Raw genomic sequence first — 17,361 nt, 5'->3', positions numbered from 1 at the left:
CCTCACCCGCCGCGCTCCGGACGATGCTTCGCATCGGTCGGCGCGCGTCGGCCTCTCCCCGCAAGCGGGGAGAGGCGAAGAGGGGAGCCACTAATGGCCGCCGATTCCGGGAAGAAACTGTTCGTCGGCCCGCGCTTCCGGCGGATCCGGCAGCAATTGGGGCTGTCGCAGACCCAGATCGCCGAGGGGCTCGGCATCTCGCCGAGTTACATCAACCTGATCGAGCGCAACCAGCGCCCGGTGACCGCCCAGATCCTGCTGCGGCTCGCCGAGACCTACGACCTCGATCTCAGGGACCTTGCCACCGCCGACGAGGACCGCTTCTTCGCGGAACTCAACGAGATCTTCTCCGATCCCTTGTTCCGCCAGATCGACGTGCCCAAGCAGGAGCTGCGCGACCTCGCCGAGCTCTGCCCGGGCGTCACCCACGCGCTGCAACGGCTCTACGCCGCCTATACCGAGGCTCGCCAGGGCGAGACGCTGGCGGCGGCGCAGATGGCCGACCGCGACGTCGGCACGCGCTATGAAGCCAATCCGGTCGAGCGCGCGCGCGAATTGATCGAGGCCAACCGCAACTATTTTCCGGAGCTCGAGCAGGCCGCGGAGAATTTGCGCGACGAACTGAACGTGCCCGCCGAAGGACTCTATGCAGCGCTCGCGGCGCGACTGCGGGAAAAGCATTCGATCCAGACCCGCATCATGCCGGTGGACGTGATGCGCGAGACGCTGCGGCGCTTCGATCGCCACCGCCGCCAGCTCCTGATCTCGGAGCTGGTCGATCCGCCCGGCCGCGCGTTCCAGCTCGCCTTCCAGCTCGGCTTAGGCGAATGCGCGCAGCATCTGGAGGCCATCATCGGGCGCGCCGGCCCGCTCGACGACGCGCCACGGCGGCTGTTCCGCATCACGCTCGGCAATTACTTCGCAGCCAGCGTGATGATGCCCTACCCGGCTTTCCTCGCCGCAGCCGAGGCGCTGAATTACGACATCCACGTGCTGGCGCAGCGCTTCAATGCCGGCTTCGAGCAGGTCTGCCACCGCCTTACCACGTTGCAGCGGCCGAACGCGCGCGGCATTCCGTTCTTCCTGCTCCGCGTCGACAATGCCGGCAACGTGTCGAAGCGGTTCTCGTCAGGCACCTTTCCGTTCTCGAAATTCGGTGGCACCTGCCCGCTGTGGAACGTGCACTCGACCTTCGACACGCCCGATCGCCTCTTGAAACAGGTGATCGAGCTGCCCGACGGCACGCGCTATTTCTCGATCGCGCAGATGGTGCGGCGGCCGGTGGCGCCGCATCCGCTGCCGCAGCCGCGCTTTGCCATCGGGCTTGGATGCGAGATGCGTCACGCCGCGCGCCTCGTCTATGCCGCCGGCATGGACCTTGAGAAGGCGGAAGGTACCCCGATCGGCGTCAACTGCCGGCTCTGCGAACGTGAGAACTGCGCGCAGCGCGCCGAGCCGCCGATCACGCGCACGCTGATCCTGGACGAGACGACGCGGCGCGTGAGCTCGTTCGCGTTCTCGAATGCGCGGGAGCTGTGAGGGCGGCGTACGTTTGACGATAGATGGGCGTCCCAAACTCGCCGCCGCCCTGGCCAAAGCCAGGACGACATTGGGGAGAGAGCGTCGCGACCGTCTCCTACGCCAGCGTGTGCACAATCACCGGCCCCGCAGCAGCGCTGGCGTGACCGGCGAGCAGCCCGCCCAAATCCTTTTCGATCCAGGCAATCGCGCGCCGGTTCGCTTCCTCCGCCTGCTCGAACTTGTCGAAGATCGAGATCGCCGTGACGGTGTCGTCGCCGGCATAGACGACGTAATAGGCGCGGAAACCGTCAACGTCGCTGATGATCGGAACGGCGCCGTCCTTGATGCGGCGCGCCAGCTCTTCCGCGCTCCCGCTTTTCGCCTTGGCCTGACGGATGGCGGCATACATGGGGTCCTCCTTCCGGCTGCTGATGTGGGGCCTGGTGCCCTTCCATGGAATCTACACCTCAACATCAGCCCGGTCATCCCTCCTTGGTTAACCCCGGACTAACCCGTCCCCCGCGGTCTGCAACAAACCATTAAGCACGCCTCAACATCGGCGCCTTAGTCTCGCCTCACTCACTTTTCGCAAACAACGGTGGCTTATTCTGCCGCGTGAAGTGACATCAGGGGGTTCATCATGCGCATTGCGTTGCTGCTGACCGCGACCATTGTCGGCGCGCTCTTTGCCAATCCATCCAATGCCGGGCCACTCGAGGCTGCGTCCGCCGATGCAGCGCAGCCGTTGCCGCCCGGCTTCCAGAGCTACCGCGGTTACATGTTCGACTTGACGGAGAACTCCGACCGCAAGGATGTCGACAAGCTCACCGAGAATCTGAAGCAGCAGATCGACGTCGTCGAAGGTGTCGGCCTCTCCCCGCGCGTGATGCGCTTCTTCCATACCGTTCCGATCATCGCGAGCGAGCTCGCCTGCCTCGACGAAGGCGCTGCAACCGCGTGCTACGGCCGGGTCACCCCGAACGTGGAGCGCCGCGTCCCGCGGACGCTGACCGTGTGGGACCATGACAAGCAGCAATGGACCAATCCGAATGCCGTCGACCTCGCGGTCGATTCGGGGCTTGGCGTGATCATGCTCCGGCCCGACATGATGCGGTACGAAAAGGAAGCCGTGCTGCTCCACGAGCTCTTGCACGCCTATCACGCGCGGCTGTTGCCGGACGGCTACGCCAACAAGGGCGTGATCAGCTATTACGCTTATGCCAAGTCCAAGGACCTGCTGCCCAAGGACGCCTATGCGATGAAGAATCACATGGAATTCTTTGCCGTGACCGCAAGCATTTTCCTGGCCGGAAAGAGCGATTTCCACGATCCCAAGTCCCGCGAAGCGCTCAAAGAGAAGATGCCCGACTACTACAAATATCTGGTCGGCGTCTTCGGCTTCGACCCCGACCCTGCAGCGTCAAGCGGACCGGTCGCCTCGCTGAAGTGAGGCAGAAACGGCGCCCCGGCGCCAAACCACGCCAAGAGCCGCGCGACAAGCGCGGCTTTCTTGTTTTGTAAACCGGAAGATGCGGATGGCGCATCACCGGGAATTGCCAAGGCGGGGCCCGATCTGCATAGTCCCGCGCGCATCGATTTGGTGAAGTTTCGAAGAGGATAGAAGAACATGGCGGACGCCGACCTGGATGTCGTGATCCGGCAACTGGCCAGACAACTGCATACGGGCCTGATGACCCGCGCCAAGGAGCGGCGGGATCGCTTCAACGGCCTCGCGGCCAAGGCCAAGGGCAACGACGCCCGGGACCGCTTCAAGATGATGGCCAAGGCCACAATGGAGCTGGCGACCTCCGCCGCCAGGCGCCTGCAGATGTCCGCCGACAACGTCGCCGACAGCTATGCGCGCTCGGTGCGGCTCGCCGCCAGCACGCCCGTCGCGGACAAGGCCGAGAAGAAGGCCGCGGCGAAGGAGAAGCCGGTGAAGGAGAAGCCGGCGAAGAAGGCCAAAGAGGCTAAGCCGGCGAAAGCGAAGAAGGCCAAGTAACGGCCCCTTCTTCCTTCTCCCCTTCTTGTGGGAGAAGGTGGCGCGGACCTTGGTCCGCGCCGGATGAGGGGTTTTATCCGCAAATTCGTCGCAAGAGATTTGCACGCGGAGAGAGACCCCTCACCCTTCTCGCCGCTATCGCGGCGAGCCCCCTCAGCCTCGAATGTGGCTTTAGATCATCGTCGCGGCGCGCAGACCGGGGCCGCATTCACCTCGCCCAATCCACGGGCCTATCAAGGCGTTTGAGATACGCAGGCTGTTAGCCACCAGACCGAAGCTGATCCACGGCCTCAGCCAGTCGGTCCGCTACTTGCACGGCACCCGGCATGGACTGTTTTTCGGAAGATAGAGAGCCGACAGAATTGACTGCCAGCCCGGTACTGGTGGCTAGAACGGCTATCACAATCGCAGCGAGAAATCCGGTCCTCATGGCAATGGTCGCCTCATCGGACCCTCCCCACAAACTAACCGCGCACTCTCCAAAATGGTTCCCGAAACGCCGCACTACACGATGCCTTCGCCCGCATTGCCGCTCCTAGGTTCCTTCCTTCGAATGGAACATCGCCGTCGCGCAGCATGGACGAAGACCCTTCGCAACTTCACATCCGCTGCGCGCTCTTTTCAGAACATTCCGAGCAGGATGAAAAACCCGATCTCGATCAGGAAGGTCGTGCTCATGATGGCGACAGTCAGAAATACGTCGCTCGCCGATATCGGATCCATGACCAGCCTCGCGTTTTGCGAAGCCCCTACGCTCAATTCATTCAGGTCGGAAAATGTTTCGGTTCCAAACGGCAGAACGCGCGCGATGCGACCGGCGCTAACTTCAACGTCATTCGAGTTCCAGTATCGCCCGAACCGAAATCTGTGCGGCGTCTTTGTCGCTGGATCGCGCGATCTTGTTCCGCATCGTGCACGATCTCACCGCCGCGGCGCGGAGACCGGGGTTGGCCCGGCACTCGACAGCTCGGCCAGGCGCGCGCGTGCGATCTGGCGGACGCGATCGTCCTTGCCTGGCGGCAGCGCCAGGGCGGCTTCGAAATCGGCACGGGCGTCGTCAGCCTGTCCGCGCGCGAGGTAGGCAAGGCCGCGGTCCAGCCGTATCTCCGCGTCCGACGACGCAAGGCGCATGGCCGTGGTGTAGCTCAGGATCGCACGGTCGAGATCGCCGCTCGCAGCGAGCGCGAGGCCGCGTTCGTGATAGGGCGCAGCGAGTTTCGGGTTGAGTGCGATGGCTTCGTCGAAGTCGGCAATCGCAAGCTGCAGCTCGCCGTTCTGCCGGCGGGCGAGGCCGCGGTCGCGATAGAACGAGGCACGGTTGGGGTTGAGGTGGATGGCCTCGTCGAAATCGACGATCGCCCGCCGCCAGTCGCCGTGACGCAGCGCTATCCGTCCACGCCCCTCATAGGCGAAGGCGATCACCGAGCCGCGAAACGGGCTGAATCCGATCACGGCCGAACAGATGTCCGGATCCTCCTCGTCGCCGCAATTGACCACCATGTGCGTGGACAGGCCGACGAGGATGCTCACGGCAATCAACACTGGCACGGCTGCTCGGGTCATCGTTGACCGCGACCGGCGAAGCGCCGGCCGCGCATCCCCTTTCGAAGAAACATTCACGACGGGGGTGTTAGCACCCGGCGGGACGATCCTGTGTGCGCCAGGTCACAAAGCCGGTCGCGATTTCCGGACGCACCGGCCGCAGATCCGCCTCAATCTCAAGTTCCCGCCCAAGCTCATCCCCAAGGCCCGCGCGAGGAGGAGCGGCCCCAGGGACCGCGCGGCGGATAGTTTTCGTTGGCACCGACGGACGGCGCCGTATGCGCGCCGAGCTCGGCAGCAAGCTGCTGGAGCGCCGCGATGCGGTTCTGTGTCGAAGGATGGGTGGTGAAGAGATTGTCGACGCCGTGGCCCGACAGCGGATTGATGATGAACATGTGCGCGGTCGCGGGATTGCGCTCGGCCTCGACATTCGGGACCTGATGCGCGGCGTTCTCGATCTTGACGAGCGCGGAGGCGAGCCACATCGGCTGGCCGACGATGCGCCCGCCGAGATTGTCGGCGGCGTATTCGCGGGTGCGGCTGATCGCCATCTGCACCAGCATGGCGCCGAGCGGCGCCAGGATCATCAGCAGGATCGAGCCGACGATGCCGGGACCGCTGTTGTTGTTGCGGTGGCCGCCGAAGAACATGCCGAACTGCGCCAGCATCGAGATGGCACCGGCGATGGTCGCGGTGACGGTCATGAGCAGCGTGTCGTGATGCTTGATGTGCGCGAGCTCGTGCGCGATCACGCCGGCGAGCTCCTCGCGGCTGAGCTGGTGCATCAGACCGGTGGTGACGGCGACCGCGGCGTTCTCGGGATTGCGCCCGGTTGCGAACGCGTTGGGCTGCGGCTCGTCCATCACGAACACGCGCGGCATCGGCAGGCCGGCACGGCCCGCGAGCTCGGCAACCAGGCCGACGAGGTCCGGCGCGCTGGTACGGTCGACCTCAAGGGCACCGTACATGCTGAGCACCATGCGGTCGGAGTTCCAGTAGGTGAAGAGATTGGTCGCCGCTGCGACGACGAGCGCGATCATGGCGCCGGCGGCACCACCGATGAGATAGCCGACGCCCATGAACAGGGCGGTGAGGCCTGCGAGAAGAATTGCGGTGCGAAGATAGTTCATGGCCGTCTCCCGAGCCGGCTGCCGGCACGCCTTCGGCCGGCGCCCTCGACGTATGGACGCTGCCGGGTGCCGCAAGGTCAGCGAGGTGCGTCGCCGGGCCGCAGACGCGAAAAAAGCGCGGACAGTCTTTGCGGCGTCACTAAACCTTGACGGACATTTACGCAAAAACACACGCGGACGCTTAGCGGCTTGGAAAGCGCAGCTCCGGCTAAATCCGCGGTAACGGGCACGCCGCGCGGTCCTTGTGCGTTGACCGGTTCCATTGGCATCCCCGTCAGCAAGGTGATCGTCATGATGGACCGCTCGAGCGCCGCTTCCGTCGACCAGCCATCCGCTCCCTCCCCTCAGGACACCAGGAGTGACGCCAAGGGACTGCAGGACGGATTGCAGGAGGCGCTGCTGGAGCAGCTATTCGCCAATGATGAGCCCGGCCACGGGCCTGACACGCAGACCGCGCCGCCGGAACCAGAGCGGCGCTGGCCGCATCTGAGGCGCGGCATCAAGATCGCCGCAGGCCTTGCCATCATCGCCGTGTTCGGCTGGCTGCCCCTGCGCGCGATCTGGGAAAACTCCAGCGTCGAGGCCGTGCTGAACTCCCGCCTCGTCACCCTGCGCACGCCGATCGGCGGCCGCGTCGCCGCCGCCCACCGCATGGACGACCAAGCCAAACTCGAGGCCGGGACCGTGATCTTACGTGTCGTGAACTCGCGCAGCGATCGCACCCGGCTCGACGATCTCAGGCGGCAGAAGTCGCGTCTGGAGAACGAGCGGCCGAGCCTTGCCGCCAAGCTTGCCTCCGCCCAGGCCGCGCAACAGGATCTGGCGCGGCAGGCCGCACAATTCCGCGACGGACGCGTGCTCCAGCTCGAGGCGCGCATTGCCGAAATCCAGACCTCGATCGAGGCGGCAGCGGCGCGGCGGGATGAAGCCAGCGCGGCCGTCGACCGCGCCTCGTCACTCGCGAAGACCGGCAATGTCTCGACGGTCGAACTGGCGCGGCTGACGCGCGAGCTTTCGGTGGCGCAGCAGACCGAGCTCGGCGCGCGCAAGCGCCTGGATGCGGCCAAGGTCGAGCTCACCGCGGCGAAGAACGGCTCGTTCCTCGGCGACAGCTACAACGACCGGCCGAGCTCGGTGCAGCGCGAGGAGGAGATGCGCCAGCGCGCGAGCGATCTGGAGGCCGATCTCGCGCGCATCGATACCGAGATCGCGTGGCTCGCCAACGAGATCATCACCGAGGAAGTCCGCGTCGCCGATCTCTCCGAAGCCAACATCACGACGCCGGTCGCAGGCCGCGTCTGGGAGATGATGACCTCGCCGGGCGAGGACGTGCAGGCCGGCCAGCCGCTGCTCAAGGTGCTCGACTGCAGTGGCGCCGTCATCACGGCCAACGTCACCGAAAACGTGTACAACCGCTTGCAGCTCGGCGATCACGCCACGTTCGAGCCGAATGACGGCGGGGAGCCAATCTCCGGCACCGTGGTCAACCTGACCGGCGCCGCCGGCGCGCCCGCCAATCTCGCCATCAATCCCGATGCGCTCAGCAAGGAGCCGTATCGCGTGACGGTGGCGCTCGGCGACGCCGCCGCGCACGCCTGCACGGTGGGGCGAACCGGCCGCGTGGTGTTTGCCCGCAACGAGACCACGCCGTGACGACCGCACTGGCGCCCGGCCTCGTTGCCCTTGGCGCCTTCATGGCGATCGTGCCGCTGCTCAGGCGCGACAGCACGATGGCACGCTCCCTCCTGGCCGCCGTCTCGGTGATCCTGCTGCTCCGCTATCTCCTCTGGCGCGTCACTGCGACGCTTCCACCGCCTCATCTGACGGCGGACGCCCTGATCGGTTATCCCTTCATGCTGCTGGAAGCGGCCTCGCTGGTCGCGGTCGTGCTGTCGCTTCTCTTCCTCAGCCGGACGATCGACCGTTCCGCGACGGTACGGATCGACGGCCGCGCCACCGATCCGCATGCGCCGCTGATCGACGTCTTCATCTGCACCTACAATGAGGGGCGATCGATCCTCGAACGCACGATCATCGGCGCGACCGGAATGGAGTATGGCAATTATCGCGTCTGGGTGCTCGACGACGGCCGTAGACCCTGGCTACGGCGCCTCGCCGGCGAACTCGGCTGCAATTATCTCGTGCGGCCCGACAACCGCCATGCCAAGGCCGGCAACATCAACCATGCTCTCAGGCATGTCGGAGGACTACCGGAGCCGCCGGCCTTCGTCGCCATCCTCGATGCCGACTTCGTGCCGCGGCCAGACTTCCTGGCGCGGACCATCTGCCTCATGGACGATGCTTCCATCGGCGTCGTGCAGACGCCGCAGCACTTCATCAATCCCGATCCGATCCAGACCAACCTTGCCGCGACCGATGTGTGGCCCGACGAGCAGCGATTCTTCTTCGACATCCTGCTGCCGGCGAAGGATGCCTGGGGCGTCGCCTTCTGCTGCGGCACGTCATCGCTCATTCGCTATGCCGGGCTGGCGCAGATCGGCGGTTTTCCGACCGATTCCGTCACGGAGGACTATCTCGTCACCCTTCGCCTGAAGGAGCGCGGCCTCAGGACGGTCTATCTCAACGAGCGCTTGACGATCGGGCTCGCGCCGGAAGGGCTGAAGGAATACATCACCCAGCGCGGCCGCTGGTGCCTCGGCTTCATGCAGATCGTGCGCGGCCGCAGCGGGCCGCTGTCGCGGAATTCGAAACTTTCATTCATCGACCGCCTCTCGCTGATCGATTCTTTCATGAGCTGGACCGCGGTCTACGCGTCGAAGATTCTGGGACTCGTCGTCCCCTGGCTGTTCCTGCTGTTCGGCATCAAGGCGGTACAGACGGAGCTGTCCGAGCTGCTGAAATACTTCCTGCCGTTCTACGTCTGGCACGGCCTCAGCATGGCCTGGCTGTCGCGCGGCCGTTCGCTTGCGATGATGACGGACGTGTCGCAGCTCATCGCCGCACCTGCAGTCCTCAAGGCGGTGACCATCGGCCTGTCGAGGCCAAAGGGACACAAGTTCAAGGTGACCGCGAAGGGCGGCGACCGCGGCAGGAAATTCGTGGAGTGGCCGCTGCTGCGGCTCTATGGCAGCGCGCTTGCCATCACGCTCGCGGCCATCGCCTATGCCTTCATCCTGCATCTGCGCGGCGAGAACATTGCCTATGGCGGGCTGGCGCTGGCCTGGAGCCTGTACAACGCTGTCATCCTGATCGTGGTCTGCGTCGTCTGCATCGAGCAGCCGCGCAAGCGCAAGGCGGAGCGCTTCAATCGCAACGAACCGATCCTGCTGCGCCAGGACGGGAGTTCGCAGCTCGCGCGGCTTGCCGATATCTCCATTACCGGCGCGCGGCTGATCGATCCCGATCCACCGATGGTCGGCAGCACGATCGAATGCCGCATCTATGGCCGCTCCATCACGGCCATCGTGGTGCGGCGGACCCGGGACGGCTTCGCGGTGCGGTTCGAGGAAAGCATGGATGCACGCGTCCATGCGATCAGGGCCTTTTACGCCGGCGAATATGTGCGGGCCTATCGGGGCGTCAAGGCGCTCCCCGTCGGCAAGGCGCTGCTGATGCGGCTGTTCGGCTAGGGCGTCACGGTTCCTCAGCGCTCGATGATCGATTGGACTTACCGCGCGGCGCCGTGCGCTTCTGATAGCCACGTGCGCTTCTGATAGCCAACGGCTGCCTCGGTTTTATAGTGCGTATCGACCGAGTAGAGTTTCGTCAGATCCTTTGCGTTTGCGCAGGCGATAGGCTTTTTGGCGCGTAACGATGGCAGACCAAATCAAGCGCCGTACCAGCGGCTTCGCCGTTTTCGCGGTTGTGATGCTCACTCTGTTTGTTGGCCTTGGCGTCTGGCAATTGCAGCGCCGCGCCGAGACCCACGCCCTCATTGCGGTGCTAAATGAACGCCTCGCCGCAGCGCCGATGCCTTTGCCAGATCCCTCGCAGTGGCACGCCTTGACTGCGGAACGAGACGAGTTCCGGCGCGTCAGCTTTAGTGCGACTTATGAGTCCCGTCTGGATGCGATGGTCTACAGCTCCGGTACGGGTATGCGCGACGATATTTCCGTCCCCGGCACTTGGGCTTTCCTGCCTGCCCGCCTGCCAACCGGCGAGACCCTCGCGGTCAATGCGGGATTCGTGCCGAACACGACGCAGGACCGCGGCCGGCAGGATCGCGCGGTGGCGCAGCTCATCACCAACAAGCCTGTGATGCTGACCGGCTACCTGCGTTTCCCGGTGTCGGCCGGCTGGTTCGCACCTGACGTAGAGCACGCCAAGCGGCTGTGGTTCACCCGCGATCATCTCGCGATGGCGCAGGCGCTCGGCTGGGATCGTGTCGCGCCTTTCTACATTGATCTCGAGGCGCCGGTACCGCCGGGCGGCATCCCGAAACCCGGGCCGCTTCAGGTGCATTTGCGCGACGATCAATTGAAATTTGCGATCACCTGTTTTTCCCTGGCAGGCCTGGTGCTGATCGCGTTAGCCGTCTGGCTGCGTCGCCGGCGGGGCATCGAAGGGATGGCCTGAGGCCGCCACTTCCCCTAGACTTCGCCCGAATCCACGCTGCCCTCCCCCGGAACCTTCATGCTCCAGACCCGATTTGCGATCGCGGCCGTCACGCTTCTCGCGCTCTCCGTCCCCGCCTCCGCCCAGTTCCTGCCACCGCCCGTCAAGCCCGCGGCCCCCAGGGCAACTGCGCCGTCGCCGCGCGCCGCATCGTGCCACAACGGGGCGAGCTTCGATCGCTTCCTCGCCGACGTGAAGCAGCAGGCGGTCGCGGCCGGCGTGTCGCAGCGAACGATCGCGGAGGCCTCGCCCTACCTCGTCTACGACCAGGGCATCGTCAACCGAGACCGTGGCCAGCGCGTGTTCGGCCAGCTCTTCACCGAATTCGCCGGCCGCATGGCCGCGCCTTATCGCATGCAGAACGGCCAGCAGCATATCAAGCAATATGCGGCGGCGTTCGCGCGCGCCGAGAAGGAATATGGCGTGCCGCCGGCGGTGATCGCCGCGTTCTGGGGGCTGGAGAGCGATTTCGGCGCCAACATGGGCAATCTGCCGACGCTGAAATCGCTGGTGTCGCTGGCCTATGATTGCCGCCGCTCGGAGATGTTCGTGAACGAGACCATCGCCGCGCTGAAGATCATCGACCGCGGTGATCTCACGCCCGACGAGATGATCGGCTCCTGGGCCGGCGAGCTCGGGCAGACGCAGTTCTTGCCCGTGCATTACGTCAACTACGCCGTCGACTATGACGGCGACGGCCGGCGCGATCTCCTGCGCAGCGGGCCCGACGTGATCGGCTCGACCGCGAACTACATCGCCAACGGCCTGAAGTGGCGGCGCGGCGAGCCGTGGCTCGAGGAGATCAGGGTGCCGCAGGACCTGCCCTGGGAGCAGACCGATCTCAGCGTGCAGCAGCCGCGCTCGAAATGGGCGCAGTTGGGTGTCACTTATCCGGACGGCCGGCCATTGCCGAACGACAACCTCGCGGCCTCGGTGCTGCTGCCGATGGGACGGACCGGGCCGGCCTTCATGGCCTATCCGAATTTTGCGGCCTACACCGAATGGAATAACTCGCTGATCTATTCGACCACCGCGGGCTATCTCGCCTCGCGCATCGCGGGCGCTGCGCCGATGCGCAGGCCGTCGGCGCCGGTCGCGCAATTGCCGTTCAACCAGCTCAAGGAGCTCCAGCAGCTCCTGGTGCGCGCCGGCTTCAATGTCGGCAAGGTCGACGGCGTGCTGGGCCAGCAAAGCCGCTCGGCGGTGAAGGCGATGCAGGTCAAGTATGGCCTGCCGGCCGATTCATGGCCGACCACGGAGCTGCTGGCGCGCATGCGCGGCGGCACCGCGCAGGCGCAGCCACAGGCGACAGTGCGGTAGAATTTTTGCCTCGCGAAAGCCTTACCGGCGATTGCGTTTTTCCGTGGCGCTCCCATCTCAGGGGCTCAGGTTTCCCCTGAGATTTCCCATCACTGAAGCGAGCATCGCCATGTCCTTCTACGACGCCGTCGTCCCCGCCTATCTGCAAATGCTGAATAGCCTGACCGGCCTGCTCACCAAGGCCGAAGCGCATTGCGCAGCCAAAAAGATCGACCCCGCCGTGCTGATCGGATCGCGGCTATTCCCGGACATGCTGCCGTTCGGCAAGCAAATCCAGCTCGTCAGCGACTTTGCGGCCAAGGGCTGCGCACGGCTCACGCATACCGAGGTGCCGTCGGTGCCGGACACCGAAACAACGTTCGCGGAGTTGAAGCAGCGGCTGGCGAAGACAATCGACTTCGTGAAATCGTTCAAGCCCGAGCAGTTCGAAGGCGCTGATGCCAAGGATGTCACATTCCCGGCTGGTCCCGACCGGTCCGTGACCTTGAAGGGCCAGCAATTCTTCAGCTCGGTGTCACTGCCGAACTTCTATTTCCATGCCGCTACCGCGCACGGCATCCTGCGCCATAACGGCGTCGAGATCGGCAAGCGCGATTTCCTCGGCATGAACTGAGATCCGACGTTTTCATGGGGCCGCGGCAGAGAGATCGAACCTGCTGCCGCGGCCAAATTTGCGCATAATTTGTGCTACGCGGGCCTTGGCGCGCAGCTCGCCTGCACTTTCCGTATGGCTCCTCCCTTGTGCCGATCGCCGCGATGCACAAGTGTTCTTGACCTTATCACCGCCTGGAAACATTCCCCATGAGCCGTCCGACCAAATTGTTTGAGACCTACAAGCTCGGCCCGATCACGCTGGCCAACCGTTTCGTGATGGCGCCGCTGACGCGCAATCGCGCGGCACCCGGGACGTTCGTCCCGAGCCCGCTCGCCGCCGATTACTACGGCCAGCGCGCCTCCGCAGGCCTCCTGGTCACCGAAGCCAGCCAGATCTCGCAACAGGGTCAGGGCTACCAGGACACCCCAGGCATCTATTCGAAGGACCAGGTCGCGGGCTGGCGCAAGGTCACCGACAGCGTCCATGAGCGCGGCGGGCGCATCTTCATCCAGCTCTGGCACGTCGGGCGCATCTCCCACACCGCGCTCCAGGCCAATGGCGCAGCTCCGGTCGCGCCGAGCGCGATCCGGGCCAAGGGCAAGACCTTCGTCAACGGCACCTTCGCCGACGTCTCCGAGCCGCGCGCGCTCGAGCTTTCCGAAATCCCCGGGATCATCGACGACTTCAAGCGCGCGACGCGCAATGCGCTCGAGGCCGGCTTCGACGGCGTCGAGATCCACGGCGCCAACGGCTATCTGCTGGAGCAGTTCGCCAAGGACGGCACCAACAAGCGCACTGACGCCTATGGCGGCTCGATCGAGAACCGTGCGCGGCTGATGCTGGAGGTCTCGAAAGCCGTCGCCGCCGAAGCCGGCGCCGATCGCACCGGCATCCGCATCTCGCCGGCATCGCCGGCGAACGATATCTCCGACTCCAATCCGCAAGCCCTGTTCGATCACATCGTCGACGGCCTCAGCGCGCTCAAGCTGGTCTATCTCCACGTCGTCGAGGGCGCCACCGGCGGCCCGCGCGATTTCGCCCCGTTCGACTTTGCCGGCCTGCGCAAGCGCTTCTCCGGCGCCTACATCGCCAACAACGGCTATGATTTCGATCTCGCGACCAAGGTGCTGGAATCAGGCAGCGCCGACCTCATCGCGTTCGGCAAGCCGTTCATCTCCAACCCCGACCTGGTCGAGCGGTTAAAGAAGGGCGCGGCGCTGAACGACTGGGACAAGAACACGTTCTACGGCGGCGGTGCGAAGGGCTATACGGACTATCCGACGCTGGAAGCGGCCGACGCGGCGCAGTAGTTTCTTCTCCCTCTCCCCGCTTGCAGGGAGAGGGTTGGGGTGAGGGGGAGTCTCCGCGAGGTCGGTGGTTGTTGGACTCGCGGAAAGTCCCCCTCACCCGGAAAAAAGGGCCAGGATCGCTCCCGGTCTTTCGTGTTTTGACGGCGCTATGCGCGACGCTTGCTTCGCTTCCGCGCACTTGGCGGCGCTCTCCGTAAATCCTCGCTCACGCCGATGCGCGTGCTTCTGCTTCGCCCGCCACTATGCGCTCCACGATGCGGCGCATGCGCTGTGGGGCGGCGTCGATGGCGAGGCGGATGGTCTTGGCGTTGGGGCGGGCCTGCACGACCTCCTCGATGCGCTCCAGAATCTCCTTGTCCTCGTTGAACGCGATACGGAAATCGGCGTGCAGGCGCTGATCGACATCGGCATCGTCAAGCGCGAAATTGCGGACATGGAGCCAGTGGTCGATGCAGACATTGTCGTCAACCGGCGTGATGAAGTGGCAGGCGAAGATGCGCAGTCCTCTGCCACGGTCTTCCGGATCGGCGATCGCACCGGCATCGGCGCTGCCGAAGTCGATCACCGCAATGCAGGGGGCGATGTAGTCGTAATAGTGCCAGCGGTCGACATGACCGCTGAAATTACCGTATTTCCCGAACAGCGGGATTGGCGGCGCATTCCGGATCCACCGCCATACCAGCACGCCGCGATCGCCAAAGCTGTGCTCCACCGGAATCTCTTCGCTCGCGGCATTGCCGAGCGTCGACAGGTGCACGAAGCTGACATGCGCGGGATCGCAGAGATTGTCGGCGAGGTTGAGGTAGTTGGTCTCGATCCGCAGCGCGTCGCCCTCGGCAGCATGCCAGCCGGCCTCGCCGAACTGCGGCAGGTTGTAGATCAGCGATGGATCGGCCAGGGCCGGATCGCCCGGCCAGATCCAGATCAGGCCCATCTTCTCCCGGAGCGGATAGGACGGCACCCGCGCGTTCGGCGGAATCATCGGTTGGCCAGGAATCCGGATACAGCGCCCGTCGGGGCCAAAGGTCATGCCATGATAGCCGCATTCGATGGCATCACCCCTGAGCTTGCCCATCGACAGCGGCGCGAGCCGGTGCGGGCAGGCATCATCGAGCGCGATCACCTCACCCCCCTCGCTGCGGTAAACCACGAGGTCCATGCCGAGGATGCGGTGGCGGGCGAGCTTGCGCGTGATGTTGCGTGACCAGGTGAGCGGATACCAATTATTGCGCGGAGCGAGCAGGTTCATGGGACACCTCTAGTTCTTCAGCTTGGCCAACACCTCGGCGTCTGCGGGCTGGTAGTCCGCCCCGTCGACATAGCGCCAGTCGGTCATCACCCCCTGGCCGTCCCGCACCGCGAGCTCGCCGATATAGACACCCATGGTCGACTGATGATCGATCGCACGGAAAGCAACCGGGCCTACCGGCGTATCGACCTTCAGATGCTCCATCGACTTGATGAGATCATCGGCATTGGTCGAACCGGCCTGCTCGATCGCTCTCGCCAGCGCCAGCATGTTCGTGTAACCGATCAGCGCACCGATATTCGGCGGTTCCTTGAAGCGCGCGACATAGGCTTTCAGGAATGCGTCATGGGCCGGCGTCTTGATCTCGCTCCAGGGATATCCGGTGACCACCCAGCCGGGCGGCGCCTCGTCCTTGAGCGGGGCGAGATACTCCGGCTCGCCCGAGAGGATGCTGACGACGGCACGGTTCGTGAACGCGTTCCGCGTTGAGCCCTCGCGCACAAGCTTGGCAAGGTCGGCCCCGAATGTCGCGTTGAATATGGCATCCGGATTCTCGGCCATCATCGCCTGTACGACCGCACCCGCGTCGATCTTGCCGAGCGGCGGCCACTGCTCGGAGACGAATTCGACGTCAGGCTTCAATCGCTTCAGCTCGCGCTTGAAGCTCGCCACCGCGGCCTGGCCGAACTCATAGTTCGGCGCGATCGTCGCCCAGCGCCGCGCCGGAAATTTGGCCGCCTCCTTTGCCAGGATGGCGGCCTGCGTGTACGTGCTCGGCCGCAGCCTGAAGGTATATCGATTGCCCTTTTCCCAGATCAGGGCATCCGTCAGCGGTTGAGAGGCGAGGAAGAATTTCTGCTTCTGCCTCGCGAAATCGGCGACCGCCAGACCGATATGGGAGAGGATCGTGCCGGTCAGGAGATCGACCTGCTCGCCGTCGACCAGCTGACCGGCAGCGGTGATGGCCACGTCCGGCTTGCCGGCGTCGTCTCGGGCGATGATCTCGAGCTTGCGGCCGAGCACGCCGCCCTTCCCGTTGATCTCGTCGCGCGCGAGTTCCCAGCCCTGGCGATAGCCGTGGGTACCCACGGGGAGAGCCGAATAGCTCGAGATCTCACCAATCTTGATCGGCGGCGGTTCGGCCGCCTGCGCCGCACTGCAGGCGACTGCGAGGACAATTCCAACGAGCGTCAGGACAACCGGAACACGCATATGAGCCTCCCGCCATTGGGAATAGCTATTGTATGTAGTACTTACTACATAGCGAATATCAGGCGCGCCGGGTTGTCAATGACGAAAAATCGGCGGGCTTGCCAAAAAAGCGGCAGGCCCCATCCTGCTGGTCGTGATTCCAGGGATACGCGATGGCCAACGATACAGAGCTGCCAGTCCGCACACTCGCCGCGCCGCGAAGGGCGGCCAAGCGGAAACGGGCCTCAACGGCCCGGCGGACGCGGGCGCCCGATCAGACCCGCGAGGCCATTCTGCGCGCGGCCGTCGCCGAGTTTGCCCGCGAAGGCTATGGCGGCGCGCGGGTCGATCGCATCAGCAAGGCCGCCAAGAGCAACGACCGGATGCTCTACTACTATTTCAAGAGCAAGGAGAAGCTCTTCCATCAGGTCATCGAGCATTGCTATGCCGACCTGGTTGCGTCGGAAGAGGCGCTCGATCTCGATTTCTCCAGGCCACGCCAAGCGCTCGCCGCGCTGGTCGCCTTCAATTGGAACTACTACTGGGCTCACCCGGAGCTGCTCAGCATTCTCGCGTCGGAGAATCTGTTCAAGGGCCGTCACGTCAGGAACAACATCCGCCGCAGCTTCGCCAATACGCAGCTGGGCATGCTGGAGCGCGTCCTCCAGAGCGGCATCGAGCGTCGCGAGTTCAGGCCGGACTGCGACCGCTTCCATCTTTACCTGTCGATCCTCTCACTCACCTATTTCTACCGCGCCAACCTCTACACGTTGTCAAGCTATACGCAGATCGACCTTGCGGATCAGGAGATGCGGAGGGCCTGGCTCGCGCATGTGCAGGCGATGATCGAGGATATGGTGAAGCGCAAGGAGTGAGCGTGCCGGCGCGCAAGTGCGAAGCCGTAAGTCTCGCGCCACAACCTCGTC

Annotated in this window: 15 protein-coding genes; 10 read left to right on the top strand and 5 right to left on the bottom strand. The window is 64.6% G+C overall.

Features of this window, described 5'->3' with window-relative positions; all coding sequences use genetic code 11:
- Window positions 1-93 precede the first annotated feature (93 nt).
- Window positions 94-1,539, top strand: coding sequence for a helix-turn-helix domain-containing protein (locus AXW67_RS35295; RefSeq protein WP_063681618.1), 1,446 nt, complete (start codon window positions 94-96; stop codon window positions 1,537-1,539).
- Window positions 1,540-1,636: 97 nt separating this feature from the next.
- Here AXW67_RS35295 and AXW67_RS35290 read toward each other — a convergent pair whose 3' ends face one another.
- Window positions 1,637-1,930, bottom strand: a complete 294-nt coding sequence (locus AXW67_RS35290) for an antibiotic biosynthesis monooxygenase (RefSeq protein WP_027552967.1) — start codon at window positions 1,928-1,930, stop codon at window positions 1,637-1,639.
- 231 nt (window positions 1,931-2,161) lie between these two features.
- Here AXW67_RS35290 and AXW67_RS35285 point away from each other — a divergent pair, with 231 nt between their 5' ends.
- Both AXW67_RS35285 and AXW67_RS35280 read left to right on the top strand, forming a co-directional pair.
- Window positions 2,162-2,971, top strand: a complete 810-nt coding sequence (locus tag AXW67_RS35285) for a hypothetical protein (protein WP_027552966.1) — start codon at window positions 2,162-2,164, stop codon at window positions 2,969-2,971.
- A gap of 177 nt (window positions 2,972-3,148) precedes the next feature.
- Window positions 3,149-3,523, top strand: coding sequence for a hypothetical protein (locus tag AXW67_RS35280; RefSeq protein ID WP_027552965.1), 375 nt, complete (start codon window positions 3,149-3,151; stop codon window positions 3,521-3,523).
- Between the two features lie 921 nt (window positions 3,524-4,444).
- Here AXW67_RS35280 and AXW67_RS35275 read toward each other — a convergent pair.
- Window positions 4,445-5,086, bottom strand: coding sequence for a tetratricopeptide repeat protein (locus AXW67_RS35275; protein ID WP_201723750.1), 642 nt, complete (start codon window positions 5,084-5,086; stop codon window positions 4,445-4,447).
- A 173-nt stretch (window positions 5,087-5,259) separates the two neighbouring features.
- Entirely contained in the window at window positions 5,260-6,195 is a 936-nt protein-coding gene (htpX, locus tag AXW67_RS35270; RefSeq protein ID WP_063681616.1) for a zinc metalloprotease HtpX, read from the bottom strand.
- A gap of 291 nt (window positions 6,196-6,486) precedes the next feature.
- Here htpX and AXW67_RS35265 point away from each other — a divergent pair, with 291 nt between their 5' ends.
- From AXW67_RS35265 to AXW67_RS35240, 6 genes are all read left to right on the top strand, one after another.
- A complete protein-coding gene (locus AXW67_RS35265; protein WP_082908146.1) occupies window positions 6,487-7,848 on the top strand; it encodes an HlyD family secretion protein in 1,362 nt (453 codons plus the stop codon).
- On the top strand, window positions 7,845-9,785 hold the full coding sequence (locus tag AXW67_RS35260; RefSeq protein ID WP_145928089.1) for a glycosyltransferase: 1,941 nt from the start codon (window positions 7,845-7,847) through the stop codon (window positions 9,783-9,785). Before AXW67_RS35265 ends, AXW67_RS35260 begins: the two co-directional genes overlap by 4 nt.
- Window positions 9,786-9,969: 184 nt before the next feature.
- A complete protein-coding gene (locus tag AXW67_RS35255; protein ID WP_063681614.1) occupies window positions 9,970-10,731 on the top strand; it encodes an SURF1 family protein in 762 nt (253 codons plus the stop codon).
- Window positions 10,732-10,788: 57 nt separating this feature from the next.
- Window positions 10,789-12,090: a lytic murein transglycosylase gene (locus AXW67_RS35250; protein ID WP_063681613.1), complete on the top strand. Its 1,302-nt coding sequence runs from the start codon at window positions 10,789-10,791 to the stop codon at window positions 12,088-12,090.
- Between the two features lie 109 nt (window positions 12,091-12,199).
- Window positions 12,200-12,703 (top strand): DUF1993 domain-containing protein, encoded by a 504-nt coding sequence (locus AXW67_RS35245; protein WP_063681612.1) that lies wholly within the window; start codon window positions 12,200-12,202, stop codon window positions 12,701-12,703.
- A gap of 188 nt (window positions 12,704-12,891) precedes the next feature.
- Window positions 12,892-13,995, top strand: coding sequence for an alkene reductase (locus AXW67_RS35240; protein ID WP_063681611.1), 1,104 nt, complete (start codon window positions 12,892-12,894; stop codon window positions 13,993-13,995).
- A 205-nt stretch (window positions 13,996-14,200) separates the two neighbouring features.
- Here AXW67_RS35240 and AXW67_RS35235 read toward each other — a convergent pair whose 3' ends face one another.
- Both AXW67_RS35235 and AXW67_RS35230 read right to left on the bottom strand, forming a co-directional pair.
- The gene (locus AXW67_RS35235; protein ID WP_063681610.1) at window positions 14,201-15,244 is read right to left on the bottom strand and encodes an aromatic ring-hydroxylating dioxygenase subunit alpha; all 1,044 of its coding nucleotides are present in this window, start codon (window positions 15,242-15,244) and stop codon (window positions 14,201-14,203) included.
- Window positions 15,245-15,253: 9 nt separating this feature from the next.
- Complete coding sequence (locus AXW67_RS35230) at window positions 15,254-16,456, bottom strand: ABC transporter substrate-binding protein (protein WP_063681609.1); 1,203 nt, start codon at window positions 16,454-16,456, stop codon at window positions 15,254-15,256.
- A gap of 152 nt (window positions 16,457-16,608) precedes the next feature.
- On the opposite strand from AXW67_RS35230, the gene AXW67_RS35225 reads away from it, so the two are divergent.
- Window positions 16,609-17,310 (top strand): TetR/AcrR family transcriptional regulator, encoded by a 702-nt coding sequence (locus AXW67_RS35225; RefSeq protein ID WP_082908141.1) that lies wholly within the window; start codon window positions 16,609-16,611, stop codon window positions 17,308-17,310.
- Window positions 17,311-17,361: the final 51 nt, after the last annotated feature.

The sequence above is a fragment of the Bradyrhizobium neotropicale genome, from assembly GCF_001641695.1.
Taxonomy (GTDB): domain Bacteria; phylum Pseudomonadota; class Alphaproteobacteria; order Rhizobiales; family Xanthobacteraceae; genus Bradyrhizobium; species Bradyrhizobium neotropicale.
Note: the sequence above shows the minus strand (reverse complement) of the source record. Positions and strands in the feature narration are given on the sequence as shown.

What these genes read in the sequence shown, in the direction of transcription:
- AXW67_RS35295 (WP_063681618.1), top strand. Translation starts at nt 94, where the DNA reads ATGGCCGCCGATTCCGGGAAGAAACTGTTCGTCGGCCCGCGCTTCCGG.
- AXW67_RS35290 (WP_027552967.1), bottom strand. Translation starts at nt 1,930, where the DNA reads ATGTATGCCGCCATCCGTCAGGCCAAGGCGAAAAGCGGGAGCGCGGAA.
- AXW67_RS35285 (WP_027552966.1), top strand. Translation starts at nt 2,162, where the DNA reads ATGCGCATTGCGTTGCTGCTGACCGCGACCATTGTCGGCGCGCTCTTT.
- AXW67_RS35280 (WP_027552965.1), top strand. Translation starts at nt 3,149, where the DNA reads ATGGCGGACGCCGACCTGGATGTCGTGATCCGGCAACTGGCCAGACAA.
- AXW67_RS35275 (WP_201723750.1), bottom strand. Translation starts at nt 5,086, where the DNA reads ATGACCCGAGCAGCCGTGCCAGTGTTGATTGCCGTGAGCATCCTCGTC.
- htpX (WP_063681616.1), bottom strand. Translation starts at nt 6,195, where the DNA reads ATGAACTATCTTCGCACCGCAATTCTTCTCGCAGGCCTCACCGCCCTG.
- AXW67_RS35265 (WP_082908146.1), top strand. Translation starts at nt 6,487, where the DNA reads ATGATGGACCGCTCGAGCGCCGCTTCCGTCGACCAGCCATCCGCTCCC.
- AXW67_RS35255 (WP_063681614.1), top strand. Translation starts at nt 9,970, where the DNA reads ATGGCAGACCAAATCAAGCGCCGTACCAGCGGCTTCGCCGTTTTCGCG.
- AXW67_RS35250 (WP_063681613.1), top strand. Translation starts at nt 10,789, where the DNA reads ATGCTCCAGACCCGATTTGCGATCGCGGCCGTCACGCTTCTCGCGCTC.
- AXW67_RS35245 (WP_063681612.1), top strand. Translation starts at nt 12,200, where the DNA reads ATGTCCTTCTACGACGCCGTCGTCCCCGCCTATCTGCAAATGCTGAAT.
- AXW67_RS35240 (WP_063681611.1), top strand. Translation starts at nt 12,892, where the DNA reads ATGAGCCGTCCGACCAAATTGTTTGAGACCTACAAGCTCGGCCCGATC.
- AXW67_RS35235 (WP_063681610.1), bottom strand. Translation starts at nt 15,244, where the DNA reads ATGAACCTGCTCGCTCCGCGCAATAATTGGTATCCGCTCACCTGGTCA.
- AXW67_RS35230 (WP_063681609.1), bottom strand. Translation starts at nt 16,456, where the DNA reads ATGCGTGTTCCGGTTGTCCTGACGCTCGTTGGAATTGTCCTCGCAGTC.
- AXW67_RS35225 (WP_082908141.1), top strand. Translation starts at nt 16,609, where the DNA reads ATGGCCAACGATACAGAGCTGCCAGTCCGCACACTCGCCGCGCCGCGA.